The following is a 21,159-nucleotide window of genomic DNA, read 5'->3' as shown; positions in this document are numbered from 1 at the left end:
TCCCTTTCTTAGGAGGAGCCACGCCGCAGGAAGGTCCAGGGGCGGACGATCTCGCGGGCGGGCGGCGCCTCCTCGGCCTGGAGGCGGTCGAACAGCAGCCGCACGACGTCGGTGTAGTCGTGCCTCAGCGGCCCGACCGTGCTGAGCTGCGGATTGGTGATGAGACCCTCGTCGATGTTGCCGACACCGACGATCGCGACGTCGTCGGGCACGCGCAGCCCCGCGTCCCTGGCCGCCCAGATCGCGCTGATCGCGGCCCGGTCGGAGGCCGCGAAGATCGCGTCGGGGCGGTCGGCGGAGCGCAGCAGCTCCGTGGCCGTCTGGTACGCCGACACGCGGTCGTCCGCGCCCGAGGTGATGATCCGGTCCGGCACGCCGTGCCGGTCGAGCGCCCGGGTGTAGCCGAGGATGCGGCCCGCCGGGCGCTCCCGGTAGAGCTCGTGGCGGTGCGCGAGGAACGCGATGCGCCGCCGTCCCCGGGCCAGCAGGTGCGCGACGGCCTCCTCGCACGCCTCGGCCTCCGGCGTCCGTACGACGTCGCAGCCCTCCAGCCCGTCCTCGTTGCTGAGCACCACCATGGGCAGGCCGGCGGCGGCGAGGCCGGCGATCATCTCGGGGGTGAGATGGCCGCCGGTGACGTTGACCAGCGCGCCGTCGGCGACGCCGCCGCGCAGCACGTCGACCGCCGCCTTCGCGCGGGCCTCGGAGTAGACGGCGAGCGTGATGACGGAGTAGCCGCGCGCGTCGGCCATCTCGTGCAGGTCGGTGGCCAGCCGCTCGTCGGTCGGTACGCCGCCGAGCGAGCTGAGCACCAGGCAGACGCGCTGGGTGCGGCGTCTGCGCAGGCTGCGCGCGGCCTGGTCGGGGGTGTAGCCGAGCTGCCTGGCGGCGTCGAGCACCCGGCGGCGCGTCTCGGGGGCGACCGGGCGGTCCCGGCCGCTGAGGACGTAGCTGACGGTCGCGACGGAGACGTTGGCGAGCTCGGCGACCTGGCGTGCTGTGGGTCTCATGCTAGTCGTATAACCTAGCATTCCCTATAGGGATACAAGGTAATTGGTTCCTCTGGGGTCAGAGCAGCGGTTGAGGAGGATGGACGTGGGGGGTGTGCCGCTTGTGGAGTGTTAATCGATTAACATCGGCCGTCCTCTCGACCGTACTCCCCGGCCGCGCCCCGGATCAACCACTGTCCCGCGCCGCCCGCGTGGCGCACCGATTCTCCCGTTACTGTCCGTTACCTTGCCAGGTGAACGGGGGGAGAATGGTTGTGACACATACGTGGTGGTCCGGCGGGCAGATCTCGCGCAGAGGGCTGCTCGTCACCGGGGCCTTCGCCGCGGGAGCGGGCCTGCTCGGCGAGCCGGCGTCCGCGGCCGCCCGCGCGACGACTCCCGCGAGGGCCCTCGCCGCGGCCGGCCGGTCGCGTCCGGCGGTGCTGCGGGCCCGGCCCACGACGGTGTCCCTGGGCGAGCACACCGTCAGCACCTGGACCTACAACGGGCTGCTGCCCGGCCCGATGATCAGCGCCACGGCCGGCGGCGTGGTCCGCGCGCCGCTGGTCAACGAGCTGCCGGAGGCGACCACCGTGCACTGGCACGGCATCCAGATCGCCCACCGCATGGACGGCGCGCCCGGTTACTCCCAGACGGCCACCCCGTCCGGCGGCAGGTTCGACTACGCCTTCCGGGTGCCGGACCCCGGCACGTACTTCTACCACTCGCACGTCGGCACGCAGGCCGACCGCGGCCTGTACGGGCCGCTCGTGGTGCACGACCCGCGCGAGCCGCTGAGCTACGACGTGGAGTTCACGGTGGTGCTCGACGACTGGCTCGACGGCATCCTCGGCACCCCCGACGAGGTGCTGCGGGAGCTCAACGCCAGCACCGAGCACGACGACACCCTGCGCAGCCCGGCGCTCGGCGGCGTCACGGGCGAGGTCCGCCACCCGCTCTACCTGATCAACGGGGGCACCCCGGAGACGCCGGCGACGTTCACCGCGCGGCCGGGCCGGCGGGCCAGGTTCCGCGTCATCAACGCCGCCGCCGACACCGCCTTCCGCTTCGCGCTCGGCGGCCACCGCATGACCGTCACGCACGCCGACGGGTTCGCCGTCGAACCGGTCACCGTGGACACGTTCCTCATCGGGATGGGCGAACGCTACGACTTCCTGGTCCGGCTGGAGGACGGGGTGTTCCCGATGGTCGCGCTCGCCGAGGGGAAGGGGGCGCGGGCGTTCGCGCTGGTGCGCGCGGGACGCGGCACCGCGCCACGCACGGACGTGCAGCTCGCGCAGTTCAACGGGAAGGCGCTGGCCTACCGCGACCTGCGGGCCCGGCGCGACGACCTGCTGCCCCGCCCCGAGCGCACCATCCTGGTGGAGCTCGGCATGCGCGCCTCGGGCAACGAGTGGACGCTGAACAACCGGCTGGCGTCGGACCCGTACCGGCTGCGGGTGGACCGGGGGGAGACGGTCCGGGTGGTGCTGGACAACCGGTCGCCCATGTGGCACCCGATGCACCTGCACGGGCACACGTTCCAGGTGCACGTGCCGGGCGGGCGGGGGCCGCGCAAGGACACCGTGAACGTCCTGCCGCGCGAACGCGTCGAGATCGACGTGCAGGCCGTGAACCCCGGCGAGTGGATGTTCCACTGCCACAACCTGTACCACCAGGAGCAGGGCATGATGGGCACCCTCGGCTACGGCCGGCCGCCCCGCCACACCCAGGCCCACACCGGCCACCACTAGCGCGCCGCCGGCGGCCTCACCTCTCCGGCCGGGCGCGGTGAGGTGAGGGGGGACTCTTGCGACGCGGCCCCGGGCTGCGGAAGGATCACCGAGTCACCCCCCGCGCTTGCCGCATGACGACATGGAGAGGCCGGTCGTGCGCACACAGCAGAGCATCGAGCAGTTCGGTTACCGCCAGGAGTTACACCGCGGGGTCGGGCTGGCCGACCTCGTCTTCTACGGCCTGGTGTTCATGGTCCCGATCGCGCCCTTCGCGATCTTCGGGATCGTCTACGCCGAATCCGGCGGCATGCCGGTGCTGGCCTACCTCGTCGGCATGATCGCCCTGCTGTTCACCGCGTCGTCGTACGCGCAGATGGTCAGGGCGTTCCCGCTGTCCGGCTCCGTCTACAACTACGCGGGGCGCGGCATCGCGCCGCCGGTCGGGTTCCTCACCGGCTGGATGGTGCTGCTCGACTACATCCTGGTGCCGAGCCTGCTCTACCTCGTCGCCTCGATCGCCATGAACGACGTCATACCCGCCGTTCCCGTGTGGGTGTGGGTGATCGGCTTCGTGACCGTCAACACGACGATCAACCTGCGCGGCATCCGCATGACGGTCCGGCTCACCCGCGTGATGATCGTCGGGGCGCTGGTGGTGCTCGCGCTGTTCCTGCTGGTCGGGGTCTGGGCGCTGCTGCAGGGCAAGGGGCGGGGGTTCAGCCTGGCGCCGCTGTTCAACGCCGACACCTTCTCCTGGCCGATCGTCTTCGCCGCGGTCTCGGTCGCGGTGCTGTCCTTCCTCGGCTTCGACGGGATCAGCATGCTGGTGGAGGAGTCCACCGGCGGCTCCGAGCAGGTCGGCAAGGCCATGCGGGTGGCGCTGATGCTGGCCGGGGTGCTGTTCATCACCCAGGTGTGGGTCGCCGCCCTGCTCGTGCCCGACCCTGAGGGGTTGCTCGGCAGCGGCTCCGACACCGCCTTCTACGACGCGGCGGCGGTGGCGGGCGGCGAGTGGCTGCGCGGCGTCACCTCGGTCGCGACCGCGCTGTTCTGGGGGCTGGCCAACACGCTGGTCGCCCAGGTGGCCGTCTCGCGCCTGCTGTACGCGATGGCCCGCGACCGGCAGCTCCCGTCGTTCCTCGCCCGGGTGTCCGTCCGGCACTCCGTGCCGGCCAACGCGATCATGCTGGTGTCGGCGCTGTCGGTCGGGCTCGGCATCTGGATGTCGGTCAGGGCCGACGGCGTCACCCTGCTGAGCAGCCTCATCAACATGGGCGCGATGGTGGCCTTCGTCGTCCTGCACGTGTCGGTGATCGTCCACTACACGGTGCGCGGCCGGTCCCGCGCGTGGTGGCCGCACCTGGCCGCGCCGCTGATCGGCATGGCGATCCTGATCTTCGTGGTGATCAACGCGAACGTCATGGCGCAGGTCGTCGGCCTGATCTGGCTCGGGGTGGGGGCGCTGACGCTGCTCCTCCTCTATCTGTTCGGCCGCCGTCCCGTCCTCGGCGGCGCGCCCGCCGACCGGTTCTAGCGGGTGCGCCATGGACCGGCTGCCGCTCCACCACGACCTCTATCTCATCGCGCACGGCCAGTCGTCGGGGAAACTGCTCATCCATCCGGCCTCGATGGGACTCGGGCTGGCCGGGGCGGCGCTGCTGGAGCTGGCCCTGGACGGCCGGGTCGCGGTCGCCCGGGGGCGGGTGGCGGCCTCCGTACCGGCCGCGGACGGCGGTGACGCCTTCGCCGGCGACCTGCTCGCGCTGATCGCCGGCGAGCCTGGCGACGTCCGCGCGCCGATCAAGAAGGCGGCCGGCGACGCCTACGAGCGCACCCGCGAGGCCCTGATCGGCTCCGGGGTGCTGCGCCGCACCACCAGGCGGGTGATGGGCGTGCTGCCGACCACCCGCTACCAGCCCGCCGACATCGCCTCGGTGGTGCGCGCCTCGTCCGGCGCCCGCTCGGCGGTCGAGGGTTGGCGGCAGCCGGACGCGCGCTGCGCCGCCCTGTGCGGGCTGGTCGCGGTGCTGCGCCTGGAGGAGGAGCTCTACCTGGACCAGCCGTCCGGTCAACTGGTCGGCCGGCTGCGCGAGATCTCCCGCGAGAGCTCGCGCGAGGTCGCGGAGCTGGTCGGCGTCGTCGAGGGCCTGGTCGGGGAGGCCGCGGTGGCGGTCTATCGCTGACCACCACCGTCCCTCACCGGGTGCTACCGAAATGCGGGCCAGTACTCCGGCCTTCGGGCCGGGGGTGAAGGCCCGCGCGGGAGGACCGCCAGGCCTGAGCGTGCCCTAGACCGGACGGTTCTGCTGCTCGACGTACTGGCGCAGGACGCTGATCGGCGCGCCGTCGACCGACCCTGCGAAGTAGGAGCCCGACCACAGCTTGCTGGCCCGGTAGTAGTGGCGGGCCAGTTCGGGGAACTCCTGGCGCATTCGCCGTGACGAGACGCCCTTGAGCGAGTTGACCAACTTGGACAGGGCGACCTTGGGTGGGAAGTTGACCAGCAGGTGGACGTGGTTGTTCTCGCCGTTGAACTCGCTCAGCTCGGTCTCGAAGTCGGCGCACACGTCCCGCATGATCTCTTCCATCCGGTTCAGGTGGGCGTCGGTGAATACCGGATGCCGGAACTTGGTCACGAAAACCAAGTGTGCGTGCAGGACGAAAACACAGTGTCTGCCTGTTCTGATGTCGCCATGTTCACCCATAGGCCAATGGTACGATCTTGGCGTGCGGCTCCGGTACAACTTCCGCCTCTACCCGACCGCCGGTCAGCGCCAGGCGCTGGCGCGGGCGTTCGGGTGCGCGCGAACGGTGTTCAACGACGGGTTGCGCGCACGACAGGAAGCCCACGACAACGGGCTGCCGTACATCTCCGACGGCGACCTGTCCAAGACAGTGATCACGCAGGCGAAGGCGACGCCGGAACGGTCCTGGCTGGGCGAGGCCGCGTCCCGCGCCTGATCTGTGCGAAGTCATGGACGAGGTGGCGGATGGGAGCTACGCTCCGGTCGCCAGCACAATGGGGGATTTGCGATGAGTTACACCTTGTTACGTGGCACCTTCGTCATCCGCTACCCCGACTCGCCGCGCCGCGGCCCCGAACCCGACGGGGACACCGTCAAGTTCAGGCCCGACAACCCCGCGCTGGTCGAACGGCTGCCCCGGCACTCGGGACGACCCCCGGCCCTGAGCCGCCGCGGCGTGTCCATCCGCCTGGAGGCCGTGGACGCGCTGGAGACCCACTTCGCCGAGACCCATCAGGAACCCGCCGGCGCGTTCGCCGCCCGCGACGAGCTGCTGCGCCTGCTCGGCTTCACGAACGTCGTCTTCTGGGACGACCTGCCCAACACGGTCCGCTCCGCCGACCAGGACGAGCTGCGCGGCCACGTCCTCACCAACGGCGTCGACGCCAACGGCCGGCTCATCGGCTTCGTCCTCGCCGGCGACCATCCCGGGCCCGACGGCTCGGCCGTGCTCCTCGACGCGGCCGGCGTGGACGCCACCGTCAACGCCGCGCTGCTCGCCGCCGGGCTGGTCTACCCCGCCTTCTACGCGACGCTGCCGGGCGAGCTGCGTACGCACCTGGCCGAGGTGTCGGCGCAGGCCCGCCGGAAGGCGCTGCCCAGCGGCATCTGGCCGCGCGCGACCGGCGACCCCGACGGCCCCGCCCCGCTCGACGGGCTCGCGGCGGCCGAACGGCTCGTCCTGTGGCCGAAGCTGTTCCGGCGGCTCGTGCCGTACTTCGCCGAGGGGTTCACCGACCTCTCGCACTTCGACGCCTGGCTGCGGGCCGACCCGGTGCACCGCGACGACCAGCTCTTCCTGCTCGACACGCTGGAACGCGGCAACCTGCACGACGTCGTACGCGCCTCCGGGCAGCAGATCCAGCTCACGGTCTGGCCGGAGCGGTTCGTCATTGACCCCGATCCCGCGCCGCCCGGCGCGCCGGTCCGGCCGCCGCTCACCGCGGCGGGCGACGTGCTGATCGTGGCCGCCCTGCCCGACCCGCGCGGCGCCGACCACGGGGCCGAGACCGTCACGCTGCTCAACCTGACGCCCGCGACCGTGGACCTCACCGGGTGGGCGCTGGCCGGCTCCGGCGGGCGCATGGAGCTGCTCGGCGCCCTGGCGGGCGGCTCGACGCTGCGGGTGACGCTCGGCGGGCCACTCCGGCTCGGCAACCAGGGCGGCGCCCTCGTCCTCGTGGACGCCGACGGCACCACCATCGACCAGGTCACCTACAAGGCCGACCAGGTCCGCCCGGGGCGGACCATCTGCTTCGGCCGCTGATCTCCGACCCCGGGGAGGGCGCACATGGTGCAAGACTCGGACGGCGAACGGCTCTGCCCCCACTGCGGCTCCCCCATCCCACCCGCCCTCCCCTGCTGCCCCGACTGCCCCGCCCCCGCCGCCCTTGGACCGGACGCGTCCGGACCGGACGGGCCCAAGGTCGCGCAGCGCTCCCCCACCTCGCGCCTGCCCGGCCGCCCCTTCCGCGATTCACCGCAGTCGAACCAACCTCTCCCCGGCCCGCCCCGACCCGACCAGCCCCTCCCCGGCCCATCCCGACCCGACCAGCCCCTCCCCGGTCCGCCCCGACCCGGGCACCCCTACCGCAGTACCTCGCAGCCGGGTCATCCCTACCCGAGCGCCTCCCGCCCCCGCCCACCCCAGCCCGGCTCGTTCCCATCTGGCCCCCCTCTGCCCGGTCCGCGCCCTTCCGGGGCGGGCGCACCCCGTTCAGGTGGGTCGCAGGCGGAGGCGCCCTCACCCGGAGCCCGTCCCTCGGCGGCGGGGTCGGCGCGGACGAGCCGGTCCCCCGCCGGCCCATCACGGGCCGGCGCGCCCCGACCGGGCCCCTACCCCTTCCAAGGGCCGGCTCGACCCGGCGGGTTCGAGACCGGGTTGCCGCCCGCGCGTGGGCCCGGTCGGCCCGACCGGTTCGTGGCCGGGCCGCCGTCCGCGACCGGGCCCGGCCGGTCTGGTGGTGGCGCGTCCGAGGCCGATCCCCGTCGGCTCGAGGAGCCGGTGGAGCGGCAGCCGGGGTGGTGGCGGCGGGCGTCCGTCCTGGTGAGCCTGGCCGCGGCGCTGGTCGCGGCGGGGCTCACCTGGTGGGTGGTCACCGAGGGAGGCCCCACTCCGCAGCCGGTGGCCGGCGCCGGCGGCTCCGGCACCCTCGCGTCCCAGCCGGGCGAGGGCGCCGCGGCTCCCGGCGCGACCGCACCGGCAGGACCAACGGCATCCGCCGAACCGACCGCGCCCGTCGCGCCAACGGCATCCGCCGAACCTGGCCGCTCCGCCCAGCCCTCCGAGCCCTCCGAGCCCTCGGAGCCGGCCGAGCAGGCCGAGCCGGCCGACGGCGCCGGGGCCGGCGGGCAGGCGCGGGCCATGAATGAGGTGCTGGCCAGGAGCAATGCCTCCCATTCCGGCCTCACCGAGGCCATCGTCGCGACGTCCCAGTGCCGCCGGAGCGGGCTGGACAGGATCGTGGACATCACCGCCGGCCGCCGCGATCAGCTCGCCGCCGCCCGCGGGCTCGCCGTGGACGCGCTCCCGGACGGGGCCGCGCTGAGGAAGTCGCTGGTGGCCGCGCTGGACGCCTCGTTCGACGCGGACGCGGCGTTCCTGTCCTGGGCGCGCCGCCATGTCGCGGGCGGCTGCTCGGGTCCGGTGGCCGAGGACCGCGACTACCGGCGCGGCCTGGCCCGTTCGGAGGACGCGCGGAAGGCGAAGGCCCGTTTCGCCGACGCCTGGCGTACGGTCGCGAAGGCGCACGACCTCCCGGAGTGGCGCGCGGACCAGATCTGACCTGACGCCGGAAAACCGCGGAAACAGGTCTTCCGGTGTTGACGGGAGGCGTTTGCGGCATTTAACGTTCCGGCGATCGGCGAAACATATCGCCATGCTTCCGAAACTTTCGGAGTCGCCATGTTACGTGGGATTGTCGCGATCACCCTGCTCGGCCTCCCGGCCGTCCACCCCGCGCACCCCGCACCGCCCCCGGCCGTCACGGTGGACGAGCACGTACGGCACCAGGAGATCGACGGCTTCGGCATCTCGCAGGCATTCCGCCGCAACGAGCTGCTCAAGGCGCTGCCCGCCGAGCAGCAGCGGGAGATCCTCGACCTGTGGTTCGACCGGAAGAAGGGCGCCGGGCTGAGCATCCTGCGCCTCGGCATCGGCTCCTCCCCCGCCGGCAGCCCGTACGACCACATGGTCTCCATCCAGCCAGAGGACCCCGGAGGCCCGGACGCCCCGCCCAAGTACGTCTGGGACGGCGACGACAACAGCCAGGTCTGGGTCGCCAAGGAGGCCCAGCGCTACGGCGTGCGGCGCTTCTTCGCCGACGCCTGGAGCGCCCCCGGCTACATGAAGGACAACGGCGACGACAAGAACGGCGGCACGCTGCTGCCCGAGTGGCGGCGGGCCTACGCGGACTACCTGGTGGCGTACACGAAGTTCTACGCCAGGGAAGGCATCAGGATCACCGACCTCGGCTTCACCAACGAACCCGACTGGACGGCCACGTACGCCTCCATGCGCTTCACCCCGGAGCAGGCCGCCGAGTTCGTCAAGGTGCTCGGGCCCGTCGCGAAGGACGTCAAGGTGGCGTGCTGCGACTCCTTCGGCTGGAACGAGGCCAAGGCGTACACGGCGGCGATCGAGGCCGACCCCGAGGCCCGCCGCTGGGTGAAGACGCACACCGGCCACACCTACGCGAGCCCCGTGGACGCGCCGCTGCCGACCGCCCGCAGGACGTGGATGTCGGAGTGGAACCCGAACGGCGACCGCTGGAACACCGCCTGGGACGACGGCAGCGGCTTCGACGGCTTCACGATCGCCTCGGCCGTCCATGACGCGCTCACGCTCGGCCAGGTCAGCGGCTACGTCTACTGGCTCGGCGCGTCGCGCGGCACGACCAGGGCGCTGCTGCAGATCGACGACGTGGCGAAGACGTACAGCGTGTCGAAGCGCCTGTGGGCGCTCGCCGCCTACAGCAGGTTCATCCGGCCGGGCGCGGTCCGGGTCGGCGCCTCGGCGGCCGACCCGGCGCTGAAGGTGTCGGCCTTCCGCAACCCGGACGGCTCGCGGGTGATCGAGGTGCTCAACACGGGAACGGCCGCGGTCACGTGGAAGGGCGTGCCGGGCCGGGCCACCGCGTACGTGACGAACAACGACAACTCCCTCACCCCGTCACCGGTGACCGGCCGCACGGTGACCCTGCAGCCGCGGACGCTGACCACGCTCGTCGTCCGCTGATCGGCTGGCGAGAGCCCGGACCGGGTCCCCCGGGCTCTCGCCGCTCCTAGCCGTACCTCTTCCTGAGCGGGGCCTTGAGCAGCTTGCCCGCCGCGTTCTTGGGCAGCTCGGGGACGAACTGCAGATATTTCGGGATCTTGTAGCGGGCGAGCCGGCCGTCCAGGTGCCGGAGCAGGTCGCCGGGCTCGGCCGCCGCGCCCGGCCGCGGCACCACGAGCGCCTTGCCGACCTCGCCCCAGCGCTCGTCGGGCACGCCGATCACCGCGCACTCGGCGACCGCGGGATGCCCGTAGAGCACGCTCTCGACCTCGGCGGGGTAGATGTTCTCGCCGCCGGAGATGATCACGTCCTTGATGCGGTCGGAGATGCGCACGTAGCCGTCCTCGTCGGCGATCCCGACGTCGCCCGAGCGGAACCAGCCGTCCGCGTCGAGGACCTCCGCGCTCTCCTCGGGGCGGCGCCAGTAGCCCGGCATGACGTTGGGGCCCTGGACGTACACCTCACCGGGCTCGCCGGGGGCGGCGGGCGTGCCGTCGGGGGCGACGAGGCGGACGTCGGAGAAGAAGCACGGCACCCCGGCGGTACCCGCCTTGTCGACCGAGTGCTCGGCCCCGAGGAACAGCGCGCCGGGCGCGGTCTCGGTCATGCCGTACCCCTGGAGGAACGTCAGCCCGCGCTCCTGGTAGGCCCGGATCAGCGGCAGCGGCACCGGCGCGCCGCCGCACAGCAGGTGGCGCAGGCTCGACAGGTCGGCCCCGGCCCAGCGCGGCGAGCGCGTGAGGAAGCCGAACATCGACGGCACCCCGAACATCACCGTCACCCGCTCGCGCTCGATCAGCTCGAACGTGCGCTCCACGTCGAACGACGGCTCCAGGACGCACCGGCCACCCTTGAGCACGGTCGGGACCAGCGTCTGCGCCAGCGCCGCGATGTGGAACAGCGGCGCGCTGACCAGCGTCACCTCGTCGTGCCGGAGCGGCACGTCGACCAGCAGGTTGACCGCGTTCCAGGTGAGGTTGCCGTGGGTGAGCATGGCGCCCTTGGGGCGGCCGGTGGTGCCCGAGGTGTACATGATCAGGCAGACGTCGTCGCGGCTCACCGGCTCGTCGATCGGGGCGGCCGAGCCGGCGGCGACCAGGTCCTCGTACGCCTCCGCCGGCACGTGCCGGCCGGGCAGCCCGTCGCCGTCGCGGCCCGCCCCTTCACGACCGGTGCCGAGCAGCAGCGCGGCCGGTGCCGCGTCCTCCAGGACGAAGCGCAGCTCGGGGGCGGCCAGGCGGGTGTTGAGCGGCACGAACACCGCTCCGAGCAGCCCCGCCGCGAAGAACGTCTCGACCAGCGCGGGCTCGTTCGGCCCCAGGTAGGCGACCCGGTCGCCGCGCCGCACGCCGAGCTCGGCCGCCAGCGCGGAGGCCAGCCGGTAGGCGCGGTCCCGCAGCTCACCGTAGGTGCGGTCGTGTCCCTGGTACGACAGCGCGACCCTGCCGGGCGTCATGCGGGCCCTGCGGGCCGGCCACGAGCCGATCCCCTGATTCCGCATCGGGCCTCCTCAGCCCCAAGTTAGGCCATAATGTGATCGCTGTCACCATTGTGCCCAGAATCGAGGTCCGCCCAGCAGTCGTCGGGCACGGTGTCGAGCAGCCTACCCGCGACGGCCGCCGCCTCCGGCCTGAACCGCTCGTGCAGCGCGTGGCAGACCCGCTGGGCGTGCTCCGCCGGCCAGTCGCCGGGCAGGTGGCGCAGCGGCAGCCGGGGGTCGGCCCTGATGATCTGCAGCCAGCCGGTCAGCAGCGTCAGCGAGCGGGCGAGGTCGTCGGGGGCCTCGGGCGCGGGGTCGGCCCGGTCCCAGAGGCGCAGGAACTCCCGGTAGCGGCGGCCCAGCCCTTCCAGGTCGTACGCCTCCCGCACCAGCGCCTGCATGTCCGTGGGGCGGCGCGGCTCGGCGGCGAACACCTTGACGTTCGCGCCCAGGTCGGCGCGCAGGTCGTCGATCACCTCCGTCGCGTCCACCTCGCCGGGGGCGATCCAGAGGCCGTTCTGCAGCGGCCCGAAGCCGGACCAGACGAGCCGGGAACGCAGCTCGTGCCGCTGCCGCTGCCACGACTCGGGCAGGGAGAAGCCGATCAGCGTCCAGCGGTCCTCGGCGGCGTCGTTGACGACCCCGCTGTGCCAGATGCGCCGTTCGCCGTCCCTGAGCACCTCGGCGCTGGTGGGCGTGAGCCCGAAGTACATGCGCCGGCCGGAGCGGTGGCGGCGCAGCAGGCCGCGCCGGACCATGCGGGTCAGGGTCGAGCGGGTCGCCTCCTCCGAGATGCCGACCTTGGCGAACGCCTCGATGAAGCTGCGGGAGGAGACGCAGATCCCGCGCCCGTGCACGTGATCCCCCAGGAAGGTGAGCATCACCGACTGAGGCCGCATGGACCCCTCCCCACATCTTGGGCACTCTCTTGACAGCCGTAATGTACCTGCCTACATTCAGGGCCACATCGCAGTCAGGAGGTCCTGAATGCGCAAGTTGCTGCCCGCCCTGGTGGGCGTGGTCCTGGCCGTGGCCGCCTGCGGCTCCGGCGGCTCAGAAGGCTCCGGTGGCGGCGGGGATCCGATCAAGGTCGGGCTCATCGTCTCGCTCACCGGCAACTACACGCCGCTCGGCAGCGAGGACAAGAAGGCCGTCGAGCTCGCGGTCGAGCAGGTCAACGCGCGGGGCGGGCTGCTCGGGCGCAAGGTCGAGCTGGTCACCCGCGACGACAAGACCGCCCCCGACCAGGGCATCGTCGCCTACAACCAGATCAAGGGCGACATCGACGCGCTGATCGGGCCGGTCTTCTCCAACGCGGCGCTCGCGGTCGAGCCGCTCGCGCAGCGCGACAGGATGCCGTACCTGTCGCTCGCGCCCGCGCAGGAGCAGGTCGAGCCGATCAAGTCGTACATCTTCGTCACCCCCGCGCTGTCCAGCATGTACGCCGAGCGCTACCTGCAGTACATCCAGGCCGAGGGCATCAAGACGATCGCCGTCGCCTGGGACTCCAAGAGCGCGTACTCGGTCTCCGGGCACGAGGCGATGACCGCCCTCGCCGGGAAGTACGGCGTCACGATCGCCGTGGACGAGCCGTACGAGACCACGAACTCCGACTTCAGCGCCCTGTTCCAGCACGTGCGCGACTCCCCGGCGGAGGCGCTGGTGTTCTGGGGCTCCGGCGCGCCCGGCGTGACCGCGGCCAAGCAGTACGTCGCCTCCGGGCTCAAGACGCCGCTGTTCCTGACCGCGTCCCAGGCCAGCAAGCTGTGGCTGGAGCCGATGGGCGCCGCGGCCGAGGGCATGACCGTGCAGAGCGCGATCGGCGTCGTCGGCGAGCACCTTCCGGCCGGGCGGCAGAAGCAGGTCATCGAGCAGATGGCGGAGCCGTACCGGCAGAAGCACGGCTATCCGCCGCCGCAGTTCGCCCAGGACGGCTACAGCGCGAGCCTGCTGCTGTTCGAGGCGATCAGGAAGGCGAACACCACCGACAAGGAGAAGGTGCGCCAGGCGCTGGAGTCGATGGACCTGGTCACGCCGAACGGCCGCTTCCGCTACTCCGCCACCGACCACTCCGGGCTCTCCCCCGAGTACATCTCCGTCAACACGGTCAAGAACGGCGCCTTCGTCCCGACCCCGTGGGCGGCGGAGCAACTGGCCAAGACCGTCAGCGCGCTGGGGTAGCGGGTGCTGGCCGTCCAGGGAATCTCCCGTTCCTTCGGGGGCGTCTACGCCGTCCGCGACGTCACCCTCGGCGTCGCGGACGGCGAGGTCTGCGGCGTCATCGGCCCGAACGGCGCCGGCAAGTCCACGCTGTTCAACCTCATCACCGGCCACCTGGCCGCCGAACGGGGCGAGATCTCGTTCCTCGGCCGCCGGGTGGACCGGCTCGCCCCGCACCGGCGGGCACGGCTCGGCATGTCGATCGTCTTCCAGGCGGCCCGCGTCTTCCGCGGCATGACCGTACGCGAGAACGTCATGGTCGGCCTGCACGGCCGCACCTCGGCCGGGTTCGTCGCGGCGGCGCTCCGGCTGCCCCGCCACCGGCGCGACGAACGCGAGATCGCCGCGCGGGCCGACGCCGCGCTGGACCGGGTCGGCCTGGCCGACTGGGCGGACCGGCCCGCCGACCGGCTGCCGATCGGGCAGCAGCGGGCGCTGCAGCTCGCCCGCGCGCTGTGCGCCCGGCCCCGGCTGCTGCTGCTCGACGAGCCCGCCTCCGGGCTGCGCGGCCGGGAGCGCGAGCACCTGGCGGAGCTGGTGGAGGAGCTGCGCGCGGACGGCCTGACGATCCTCCTCGTCGAGCACGACGTGGCGTTCGTGACCCGGCTCGCCGACCGGATCGTGGTGCTCGACCTCGGCCGGGTCATCGCCGACGGCCCGCCCGCCGAGGTCAGGAACGACCCGCTCGTCCTCGCCGCCTACCTGGGGCAGAGCGCATGATGATCGAGGTGAAGGACCTCGTGGTCGCGTACGGCACCGCGACCGCGCTCGACCGCGTCACCCTCAGGGTCGCCGAGGGCGAGATGGTCGCCCTGCTCGGCCCGAACGGGGCCGGCAAGTCCACCCTCGCGAACGCCCTCGCCGGGCTGCTGCGCCCCGCCTCCGGCACGGTCGCGGTCGGCGGCCGGCTCGCGCTGATCCCCGAGGGGCGTCAGCTCTTCCCCGACCTCACGGTCGCCGACAACCTGGCGCTCGGCGGCTGGCGCTCCGGCGACCGCGACCCGTCCGCCGTCTACGACGTGCTCCCCCGGCTGGCCGAGCTGGCGGACCGGCGGGCGGGCGTGCTGTCGGGCGGCGAGCAGCAGATGGTGGCGTTCGGGCGGGCGCTCATGTCCCGGCCCGACGTGCTCGTCGTGGACGAGCTGTCGCTCGGCCTGGCCCCGAACGTGACCGCCGGCCTCGCCAGGCACCTGGCCGAGCTCAACCGCACGCGCGGCCTCGCGGTGCTGCTCATCGAGCAGAACGCCCGGCTGGCGTTCGAGCTGTGCCGGCGGGCGTACGTGCTGGAGTCCGGCCGGGTGGTCACCGAGGGCGACTCGGCCGCGCTCGCCGGCGACCCGCGGGTGGCGGGCGCCTACCTGGGCGGGGCGATCACGTGAGCGCGTTCCTCACCTACCTGCTGAACGGGCTCGCGGTCGGGTGCGCGATCGCGCTCATCGCGAGCGGCCTGGTCGTCATCCACCGGGTGACCGGGGTGGTGAACTTCGCGCAGGGGACGTTCGCGGTGGTGGCGGGGCTGTGCGCGTCCTCGCTGCTCGGGCTCGGCCTCCCGCACGGCGCGAGCGAGCTCGCCGCCGTGCTCGCGGCGGCCGTCGCCGGGCTGCTGACCGGCGTCGCCGCGATCGGGCGGCCGGGGACCACGCCGCTGTCGTCGCTCATCGTCACGCTCGGCGTGGGCGTGCTGGCGTACGCGGTGGAGATCGTGCTCTGGGGCGACCAGCCGCGCTCCGCGCCCGGCCTCGCCGGGTCCGTCACCGTCGCGGGGGCGCGGATCCAGACCCAGCACCTGCTGGTGATCGCGGTGGCGGCGCTGGCCTTCGCCGCGCTCGCGCTGTTCTTCGGCCGGACCTACCTCGGCAAGGCGCTCACCGCCTGCGCCTCCAACCCGTACGCCGCCCGCGTCGTCGGCATCGACGTGCGCCGGATGGGGCTGCTCGCGTTCGCGCTGGGCGGGCTGCTCGGCGGCCTCGCCGGGGTGCTGGTCACGCCGATGCGGCCGATCTCGTTCGACAGCGACGTCACGCTCATCGTCAACGGCTTCGCCGCGGCCGTGTTCGGCGCGCTGACCCGGCCGGTGATCACGCTGGTGGGCGCGCTGCTGCTGGGCGTGGCCGAGACCATGGCCGCCGGCTACGGCTACGGCTCCCATCAGCTGGAGATCGCCCTCGGGCTGATGCTCGTCGTCATGATCGTGCAGGCCGGCCGCCGCCCGGCGATCTCCCAGGAGCCGACATGAGCCTTCGACGGGCCTTCGGGCCGCTGGCCGCCGCCGTCACGCTCGCGCTGCCCGCCGTGCTCGACGACAGCGCCCTCGCCGTGTACGTCCTGCTCGGCCTCGCCGCCATGGTCACGGTCGGGGTGTCGCTGCTCATGGGGTACGCGGGGCAGGTCTCGCTCGGGCAGGGCGCCTTCTACGGGCTGGGCGCGTACACGGCCGCGCTGCTCGCGCTGAACGGCCTGCCGCCACTGCTCGGCCTGCTCGCCGCGCCCGTGGCGGCCGCCGCGTTCGCCCTCGTCGTCGGCCTGCCGCTGCTGCGCCTGCGCGGCCACCACCTGGCCTTCGCCACGCTCGCCATGCAGCTCATCCTCCTCTCGCTCGCCGGGCAGCTCGACTTCACCGGCGGGGACATCGGCCTGCAGGCCATCCCGCCGTTCTCCGCCTGGTCGTTCGAGGCGAGCGGGGTCACCGCGTACGCGTACCTGACGTGGGCCGGGCTGGCGCTGGTCATGCTGGTCACGCGGAACGTCATCGCCTCCCGCCCCGGCCGCGCCCTGCGCGCCCTGGCCACCAGCGAGACCGCCGCCGCCTCGTCCGGCATCCCGGTCGGCCGCTACAAGCTCGCCGTCCTCGCCCTGTCCGCCGCCTTCGCCGGGCTCGCCGGCGGCATCTACTGCTTCTACACCGGGTACGTGGCGCCGGGGTCGTTCCCCGTGCTGATCTCCATCCAGTACATCGTCATGGCGGTCGTCGGCGGGCTCGGCACGATCTGGGGGGCGGTCGTGGGGGCGGCCGCCGTCACGCTCCTCGTCCAGGGGCTGGACCGGCTCGCCAACCTGCCGGGCATGCCGTCGTACGCGCCGGGCGCGCTGTCGTACGCGGTCTACGCCCTCGTCCTGATCGGCGTGGTGCTCTTCCTGCCGAACGGCCTCGTACCGGCGGTCAGAAGACTTTTGTCCAGGGAACGCTCCGTGGAGACCCGCTGACCTGGGACTCCACGTTTCTCGTCATACCGGACGTCTACTAGGTAGTCTTTCGGTATGACTTACGATATGACAACGATCAAAGTTCCCAAGGCGGTGCGCGACCGGCTCAACGCCATCGCCGACGAACGGGGCCGGGGCACCACGCTGGCCGCCGTGCTGACCGACCTGCTCGACCAGCACGAGACCGAGAAGACCCGCGCCCGGCTGGCCTACCAGGAGGTGCTCGCCCAGGCTGAGGAGGACACCGAGGGCATGGCCCGGGCCGAGCGGCAGACCGAGCGGGCGATCCAGATCCTGCGCGCTCGCGAGGCCGGCCGGTGATCCCGTTCGGCTACGTGCTGGACGACACCGTCCTGATCGAGCTGGGCCGCCGCGACCTCGGCCTGCACCAGCTCGTCGTCTCCTTCGACCGCGCCCACGTACGCACCAGCGTGCCGGTCATCGCGTTCGCCGCCGCCGAGGCGGCGCTGTCGCCCGACCAGCGGCTGGTCCTCCGCGGCTTGACCGACATCCTGGAGCACCTGTCCCTGGAGCCGGTCGCGGCGCACACGGAGGCCGTTCGACTGGCCGAGGTGACGGCTCGCATGGAACCACCGGCCGACATGGCAGCCGCCCACGTGATCGCGGTCTCCCAGCACTTGGACTGGCCCGTCCTCACCGCCGACGCGGGCCGCTGGGACACCGTCAAGGCGCACCTGCCGTGGCGGGTCGAACTGGTCGAGGTCGCCGATCTGAACTGATCCGCGCGTCCGAATCCGGGCACCCTCCACTCGGCACCGCCAGACGGCGTCACCAGCCGATGACGAACGGGAAGGACGAGGCGCCTAGCAGGTCACGCCGGAGAAGATGCGCACCGGCTCTTGCGTACTGGGTCCTCGGCGGCTTTCACCCGGGTAGAGCCACACGTCCGGGTATTCGACGTCCCGTGTCTGGACATCGGCGGCGATGAGATCCTGATGGCCGTCGCCGTCCCAGTCCGCGACCCCGCAGAGCCAGCGACCGTACCGCCAGTTCCACCCGTCGCTGAGCTTGGCGGGTTTCTGCCCGCTGAGCCCGCGCACGCTCTCACCGGGGTAGAGCCACAGGATCTCGGTGCCGTCCTGCCAGAGCAGCAGATCCTGGTGACCGTCGTGGTCCCAGTCCGCGACATCTTGCAGGTTGTGGTCCTGGAGACCGGTGCCGATCAGCACCCACCCCGGCGCACTGTGAGCGCGCTTCCCGTTGCCGGGGATCATGTACACGTCCCACGACTTCACGTTCTGGACGATGAGGTCCTGAAAGCCGTCGCGATCCCAATCGGCAAGAGCTCTGAGTGAGTAGCCGACGCCACCGTCGTTGATCTTCACAGGAGGCGTCATCGCCGTCTTGCCGTCGCCGGGATACAGGTAGAACTCATCCCCGTACCGGACGACCAGATCCTGGTGGCCGTCTCCGTCCCAGTCGCCGACCGCGCTCACGATCACGTTCCAGGGCCACCCCCACGCTACGGTGGCGGGCAGCTTGTAACTCCAGCCGCGCGTGCCGATCCCTGGATACACCTGCACTTCCGGCTCGATGGCCCTGCTCGCGATCAGATCCTGATGACCGTCTCCGTCCCAGTCCTCGACGCCTTCCACCCACGAGACGGCTTCGGCGTGTGCGGGATACGGATGGACCAGGACCGTGACCGCGAGAAGGGCGGCCGCCATGACGCGACAGCTCTTCACCAGCCGTAATCGACGCTCGTGCCGCGTACCGCGCTGCCTCATGCGATCAGCCTTTCCGGTTGTCGGCCTCCCCTGCTCGCGATGATGCCACCGGCTGTTCCCGACGGTAAGACGGATCCTCTTGAGGACACGTGAACGCCAGCCCTTTATGGGGCGTCATACACACGACCTACACATCCACCCCTGAAGGACCACAAGTGCGCCTTGTCGCCCCTGTCGCCGCCCTGGTGGCCGCCGCCGTCGCTCTCACGCCGGCGGCTCCCGCCCAGGCCGCCGCCCCCACGGTGAAGATCTCCCGGATCTGGTACGACTCGCCCGGCTCACCGGACTCCGGCGCGAACAGCAGCCTCAACGGCGAGTACGTACAGATCAGGAACACCGGCCGGAGCGCGGTCAACCTCAGCGGCTGGACCGTCCGCGACGAGACGGCCCGAGCGGACCACGTCTACACGTTCGGCACGTTCACCCTCAGGGCCGGCAAGACGGTCACCCTGCGCACCGGCAAGGGCCGCGACACCTCCACCACGCTGTACTGGGGCAGGAGCGGCGGCGGCACCTTCGCCTACATCTGGAACCAGACCAAGGACACCGGGTATCTCCGCAACGCGCGCGGTCAGCTCGTCCACAAGTGCTCGTACAACAGCAGCCGCCACGCCTACAAGAACTGCTGATCGAGGACGACTTGTTCGGCGGCGCTGCGGCGTACTACGCGAAATACCGCCCGGCGTACGGCAGTGCGGCGGTACGTTCACGCGGCGGCTGGTGTGGGACGTAGAGGGGCTGGTCGGGCTGCAGCTTTCCTACTCCTACAGCTCGCCCGGCGTACTCGGCGACCGGCTGCACGTCTTCGTCGAGGCACTGAGGAAGGCGCTGCTCACCGACAATCCGGCAGGCCGGTGGGAGCAGGAGTTGACGACCGAGGTACTGGTTGCCAGGCGGCCGGGATGAAACTGAACGCGGTTCCCGCCAGGAGTCCCGATGCTACCGGCCAGTTGCCCCGTTCACGACGGTCAGACAGAGATCCGGTCGATCCGGACCGCGCGGTCACCCGGGATCACGATCGGGTCGGCCACCTCCACCACCCGGCCGTCCGAGAACATCTGCCGGGTGATGGCGAACACCGGCACACCCGCCCCGATGCCGAGCAGCCCTGCCTCCTCCGGTGTCGGCATCCGCACCGCCGTCTCTTCGACGATGCCGCCGTTCACCTCGATGCCGAGCGAGCGAAGCTGGCCGATGTTGCCGCCAGGCCACGGCTCGTTAGCCGGGTCGGCCACCGGCATTCCCTCGACGTCGGAGGCGAGCAGGCACGAACGGCTCAACTGGCTCGGCGCCCCCAAGGCGTAGAACACGAAGCGCCGCTCCAGCACGCGCGTGCCGGCAGGGACACCGAACAGGCCGGCCAGGCGTTCATCCGCCTCGATCCAGGCGAACGCCTTGTCCAGCCTGTACTGCGACCACGCGATGCCCTGGTCCTTGGTGAACGACGTTCGCGGCTCCGCCTGGGGGCCCTTGTCCGCCAGGTAGCGGTCCATCGAGATCCGGCGTACGGGCGACGACGGTCGGACGAACGTTCCTGACCCGCGCCTGGATTCGATCAGCCCTTCCGTCCGTAGCAGATCCATCGCGCGACGAATGATGATCTCCGAGACCCCGTACTCCTCGGCCATGACGCGGTGAGGCGACAGGCGGCTCCCCGCAGCGAGATCACCTGCCCGGATCTTCTGCCGGAGATGGTCGGCGATGCGTTCGTAGGCGGGTATCCGTTCCGTCACCGCCACCTCCTCGAATCGCCGCTCTTGGTTGAGAAGAGCGTACACGCGCATACAAGTTCGTATACGATTTGCTCAATCACGTATACAGACAGTGATGGAAGCGCCTGGCTCGCTCCACCGCATGCGGTGAAACAACAGGTGATGCAGGGATGGCCGACAGATTCCTTGCCGAGCTGGCGCTCCCGGGCGAACTCGGCTCGGTACGGGTGGCCCGCCACTGCGTCAAGATCGTCCTTACGGCCGCGGGACACCAGGACGTCGCCGATGTGCAGCTCGTGGTCACCGAGCTGGTCGCCAACGCCGTACAGCACTCAATCTCCGGCCTGGCGGGCGGCCTGATCACCCTCGACGTACGAAGCATCGGCGACCAGTTGGCCAGGATCGACGTCATGGACGACGGCGGCCTGACCGTCCCCCATGTCCGCCGTTCCGACATCCTGGACTGCTCAGGACGCGGTCTGCACCTCGTCGCGGAGACGGCGCTGCGCTGGGGCGTGGGCGACAACGCCCTCGGTGGCCGGGTGATCTGGGCCGAGGTTCTCACCGCGGAAAGCGCGCGGGCAGCCGTATCGGACCTTGAGGAGATGTGATGACTGCGGACGAGCAGAGCAGGAGTCCGGCGCGCTGGATCAGCCGGAGCGACCGGCCGCCCAATGGAACGCCCTTCTGATGGGGCACCCGCGCTGGCGTTCCCCGCATCGGGGAAATCACCGGCCTCCTGACCGGGGGCCCTTTCAGAGATGACATGTC

Annotated in this window: 23 protein-coding genes; 17 read left to right on the top strand and 6 right to left on the bottom strand. The window is 71.7% G+C overall.

Annotated features, from left to right (window positions below; all coding sequences use genetic code 11):
- Positions 1-8: 8 nt before the first annotated feature.
- Complete coding sequence (locus Nocox_RS11570; protein ID WP_020545882.1) at positions 9-1,010, bottom strand: LacI family DNA-binding transcriptional regulator; 1,002 nt, start codon at positions 1,008-1,010, stop codon at positions 9-11.
- 254 nt (positions 1,011-1,264) lie between these two features.
- Between Nocox_RS11570 and Nocox_RS11565 the strand changes: the two genes are divergently transcribed.
- From Nocox_RS11565 to Nocox_RS11555, 3 genes are all read left to right on the top strand, one after another.
- A complete protein-coding gene (locus Nocox_RS11565; protein WP_020545881.1) occupies positions 1,265-2,743 on the top strand; it encodes a multicopper oxidase family protein in 1,479 nt (492 codons plus the stop codon).
- A gap of 136 nt (positions 2,744-2,879) precedes the next feature.
- A complete protein-coding gene (locus Nocox_RS11560) occupies positions 2,880-4,259 on the top strand; it encodes an APC family permease (RefSeq protein ID WP_211212776.1) in 1,380 nt (459 codons plus the stop codon).
- Positions 4,260-4,269: 10 nt separating this feature from the next.
- The gene (locus tag Nocox_RS11555) at positions 4,270-4,908 is read left to right on the top strand and encodes a GOLPH3/VPS74 family protein (RefSeq protein WP_020545879.1); all 639 of its coding nucleotides are present in this window, start codon (positions 4,270-4,272) and stop codon (positions 4,906-4,908) included.
- A gap of 105 nt (positions 4,909-5,013) precedes the next feature.
- On the opposite strand, the gene tnpA is transcribed toward Nocox_RS11555, so the two are convergent.
- A complete protein-coding gene (gene tnpA / locus Nocox_RS11550) occupies positions 5,014-5,430 on the bottom strand; it encodes an IS200/IS605 family transposase (protein WP_219495603.1) in 417 nt (138 codons plus the stop codon).
- A 22-nt stretch (positions 5,431-5,452) separates the two neighbouring features.
- Here tnpA and Nocox_RS11545 point away from each other — a divergent pair, with 22 nt between their 5' ends.
- The 4 genes from Nocox_RS11545 (at position 5,453) to Nocox_RS11530 (ending at position 9,985) form a co-directional block, all read left to right on the top strand.
- The gene (locus tag Nocox_RS11545) at positions 5,453-5,686 is read left to right on the top strand and encodes a helix-turn-helix domain-containing protein (RefSeq protein WP_020545348.1); all 234 of its coding nucleotides are present in this window, start codon (positions 5,453-5,455) and stop codon (positions 5,684-5,686) included.
- Between the two features lie 72 nt (positions 5,687-5,758).
- Complete coding sequence (locus Nocox_RS11540; RefSeq protein ID WP_026214800.1) at positions 5,759-7,015, top strand: lamin tail domain-containing protein; 1,257 nt, start codon at positions 5,759-5,761, stop codon at positions 7,013-7,015.
- Positions 7,016-7,753: 738 nt separating this feature from the next.
- The gene (locus tag Nocox_RS11535; RefSeq protein WP_020545346.1) at positions 7,754-8,533 is read left to right on the top strand and encodes a hypothetical protein; all 780 of its coding nucleotides are present in this window, start codon (positions 7,754-7,756) and stop codon (positions 8,531-8,533) included.
- A gap of 120 nt (positions 8,534-8,653) precedes the next feature.
- Entirely contained in the window at positions 8,654-9,985 is a 1,332-nt protein-coding gene (locus tag Nocox_RS11530) for a glycoside hydrolase family 30 protein (protein ID WP_020545345.1), read from the top strand.
- Between the two features lie 46 nt (positions 9,986-10,031).
- On the opposite strand, the gene Nocox_RS11525 is transcribed toward Nocox_RS11530, so the two are convergent.
- Together Nocox_RS11525 and Nocox_RS11520 are read right to left on the bottom strand one after the other, a co-directional pair.
- Complete coding sequence (locus Nocox_RS11525) at positions 10,032-11,525, bottom strand: acyl-CoA synthetase (RefSeq protein WP_020545344.1); 1,494 nt, start codon at positions 11,523-11,525, stop codon at positions 10,032-10,034.
- Between the two features lie 20 nt (positions 11,526-11,545).
- On the bottom strand, positions 11,546-12,403 hold the full coding sequence (locus Nocox_RS11520; protein ID WP_020545343.1) for a PaaX family transcriptional regulator: 858 nt from the start codon (positions 12,401-12,403) through the stop codon (positions 11,546-11,548).
- Positions 12,404-12,491: 88 nt separating this feature from the next.
- Here Nocox_RS11520 and Nocox_RS11515 point away from each other — a divergent pair, with 88 nt between their 5' ends.
- The 7 genes from Nocox_RS11515 (at position 12,492) to Nocox_RS11485 (ending at position 17,668) form a co-directional block, all read left to right on the top strand.
- On the top strand, positions 12,492-13,685 hold the full coding sequence (locus Nocox_RS11515; RefSeq protein ID WP_020545342.1) for an ABC transporter substrate-binding protein: 1,194 nt from the start codon (positions 12,492-12,494) through the stop codon (positions 13,683-13,685).
- Between the two features lie 3 nt (positions 13,686-13,688).
- Positions 13,689-14,444, top strand: coding sequence for an ABC transporter ATP-binding protein (locus Nocox_RS11510; protein WP_020545341.1), 756 nt, complete (start codon positions 13,689-13,691; stop codon positions 14,442-14,444).
- Positions 14,441-15,103, top strand: coding sequence for an ABC transporter ATP-binding protein (locus Nocox_RS11505; protein WP_211212750.1), 663 nt, complete (start codon positions 14,441-14,443; stop codon positions 15,101-15,103). Before Nocox_RS11510 ends, Nocox_RS11505 begins: the two co-directional genes overlap by 4 nt.
- Positions 15,100-15,960: a branched-chain amino acid ABC transporter permease gene (locus Nocox_RS11500; protein WP_020545339.1), complete on the top strand. Its 861-nt coding sequence runs from the start codon at positions 15,100-15,102 to the stop codon at positions 15,958-15,960. Before Nocox_RS11505 ends, Nocox_RS11500 begins: the two co-directional genes overlap by 4 nt.
- Positions 15,957-16,928 carry a branched-chain amino acid ABC transporter permease gene (locus Nocox_RS11495; RefSeq protein WP_020545338.1) on the top strand — a complete coding sequence of 324 codons (972 nt, stop codon included), beginning with the start codon at positions 15,957-15,959 and terminating at the stop codon, positions 16,926-16,928. The genes Nocox_RS11500 and Nocox_RS11495 overlap by 4 nt, the downstream gene beginning before the upstream one ends.
- Positions 16,929-16,994: 66 nt before the next feature.
- Positions 16,995-17,249 (top strand): hypothetical protein, encoded by a 255-nt coding sequence (locus Nocox_RS11490; protein WP_157383269.1) that lies wholly within the window; start codon positions 16,995-16,997, stop codon positions 17,247-17,249.
- On the top strand, positions 17,246-17,668 hold the full coding sequence (locus Nocox_RS11485; RefSeq protein ID WP_020545336.1) for a hypothetical protein: 423 nt from the start codon (positions 17,246-17,248) through the stop codon (positions 17,666-17,668). The genes Nocox_RS11490 and Nocox_RS11485 overlap by 4 nt, the downstream gene beginning before the upstream one ends.
- 84 nt (positions 17,669-17,752) lie before the next feature.
- On the opposite strand, the gene Nocox_RS11480 is transcribed toward Nocox_RS11485, so the two are convergent.
- Positions 17,753-18,676: an FG-GAP repeat domain-containing protein gene (locus Nocox_RS11480; protein ID WP_084685802.1), complete on the bottom strand. Its 924-nt coding sequence runs from the start codon at positions 18,674-18,676 to the stop codon at positions 17,753-17,755.
- 155 nt (positions 18,677-18,831) lie between these two features.
- Here Nocox_RS11480 and Nocox_RS11475 point away from each other — a divergent pair, with 155 nt between their 5' ends.
- Both Nocox_RS11475 and Nocox_RS11470 read left to right on the top strand, forming a co-directional pair.
- Positions 18,832-19,305 carry a lamin tail domain-containing protein gene (locus Nocox_RS11475; protein ID WP_020545334.1) on the top strand — a complete coding sequence of 158 codons (474 nt, stop codon included), beginning with the start codon at positions 18,832-18,834 and terminating at the stop codon, positions 19,303-19,305.
- 91 nt (positions 19,306-19,396) lie between these two features.
- A complete protein-coding gene (locus tag Nocox_RS11470) occupies positions 19,397-19,582 on the top strand; it encodes a hypothetical protein (protein ID WP_020545333.1) in 186 nt (61 codons plus the stop codon).
- A 62-nt stretch (positions 19,583-19,644) separates the two neighbouring features.
- Here the strand turns inward: Nocox_RS11470 and Nocox_RS11465 are convergent, their stop codons facing one another.
- Positions 19,645-20,460, bottom strand: coding sequence for a GntR family transcriptional regulator (locus Nocox_RS11465; RefSeq protein WP_020545332.1), 816 nt, complete (start codon positions 20,458-20,460; stop codon positions 19,645-19,647).
- Between the two features lie 98 nt (positions 20,461-20,558).
- Between Nocox_RS11465 and Nocox_RS11460 the strand changes: the two genes are divergently transcribed.
- Positions 20,559-20,999: an ATP-binding protein gene (locus tag Nocox_RS11460; protein ID WP_020545331.1), complete on the top strand. Its 441-nt coding sequence runs from the start codon at positions 20,559-20,561 to the stop codon at positions 20,997-20,999.
- The last annotated feature ends 160 nt before the right edge of the window (positions 21,000-21,159 follow it).

Origin of the sequence: Nonomuraea coxensis DSM 45129, from assembly GCF_019397265.1 — a bacterium.
GTDB classification, from domain to species: Bacteria; Actinomycetota; Actinomycetes; order Streptosporangiales; family Streptosporangiaceae; genus Nonomuraea; species Nonomuraea coxensis.
The sequence above is the reverse complement of the archived record's forward strand: the minus strand, read 5'-3'. Positions and strand labels throughout refer to the sequence as shown.

Excerpts from the sequence above, each read along its gene's own strand:
- Nocox_RS11570 (WP_020545882.1), bottom strand. The coding sequence starts at position 1,010 with ATGAGACCCACAGCACGCCAGGTCGCCGAGCTCGCCAACGTCTCCGTC.
- Nocox_RS11555 (WP_020545879.1), top strand. The coding sequence starts at position 4,270 with ATGGACCGGCTGCCGCTCCACCACGACCTCTATCTCATCGCGCACGGC.
- tnpA (WP_219495603.1), bottom strand. The coding sequence starts at position 5,430 with ATGGGTGAACATGGCGACATCAGAACAGGCAGACACTGTGTTTTCGTC.
- Nocox_RS11540 (WP_026214800.1), top strand. The coding sequence starts at position 5,759 with ATGAGTTACACCTTGTTACGTGGCACCTTCGTCATCCGCTACCCCGAC.
- Nocox_RS11530 (WP_020545345.1), top strand. The coding sequence starts at position 8,654 with ATGTTACGTGGGATTGTCGCGATCACCCTGCTCGGCCTCCCGGCCGTC.
- Nocox_RS11525 (WP_020545344.1), bottom strand. The coding sequence starts at position 11,525 with ATGCGGAATCAGGGGATCGGCTCGTGGCCGGCCCGCAGGGCCCGCATG.
- Nocox_RS11520 (WP_020545343.1), bottom strand. The coding sequence starts at position 12,403 with ATGCGGCCTCAGTCGGTGATGCTCACCTTCCTGGGGGATCACGTGCAC.
- Nocox_RS11515 (WP_020545342.1), top strand. The coding sequence starts at position 12,492 with ATGCGCAAGTTGCTGCCCGCCCTGGTGGGCGTGGTCCTGGCCGTGGCC.
- Nocox_RS11505 (WP_211212750.1), top strand. The coding sequence starts at position 14,441 with ATGATGATCGAGGTGAAGGACCTCGTGGTCGCGTACGGCACCGCGACC.
- Nocox_RS11495 (WP_020545338.1), top strand. The coding sequence starts at position 15,957 with ATGAGCCTTCGACGGGCCTTCGGGCCGCTGGCCGCCGCCGTCACGCTC.
- Nocox_RS11490 (WP_157383269.1), top strand. The coding sequence starts at position 16,995 with ATGACAACGATCAAAGTTCCCAAGGCGGTGCGCGACCGGCTCAACGCC.
- Nocox_RS11480 (WP_084685802.1), bottom strand. The coding sequence starts at position 18,676 with ATGAGGCAGCGCGGTACGCGGCACGAGCGTCGATTACGGCTGGTGAAG.
- Nocox_RS11465 (WP_020545332.1), bottom strand. The coding sequence starts at position 20,460 with ATGCGCGTGTACGCTCTTCTCAACCAAGAGCGGCGATTCGAGGAGGTG.
- Nocox_RS11460 (WP_020545331.1), top strand. The coding sequence starts at position 20,559 with ATGGCCGACAGATTCCTTGCCGAGCTGGCGCTCCCGGGCGAACTCGGC.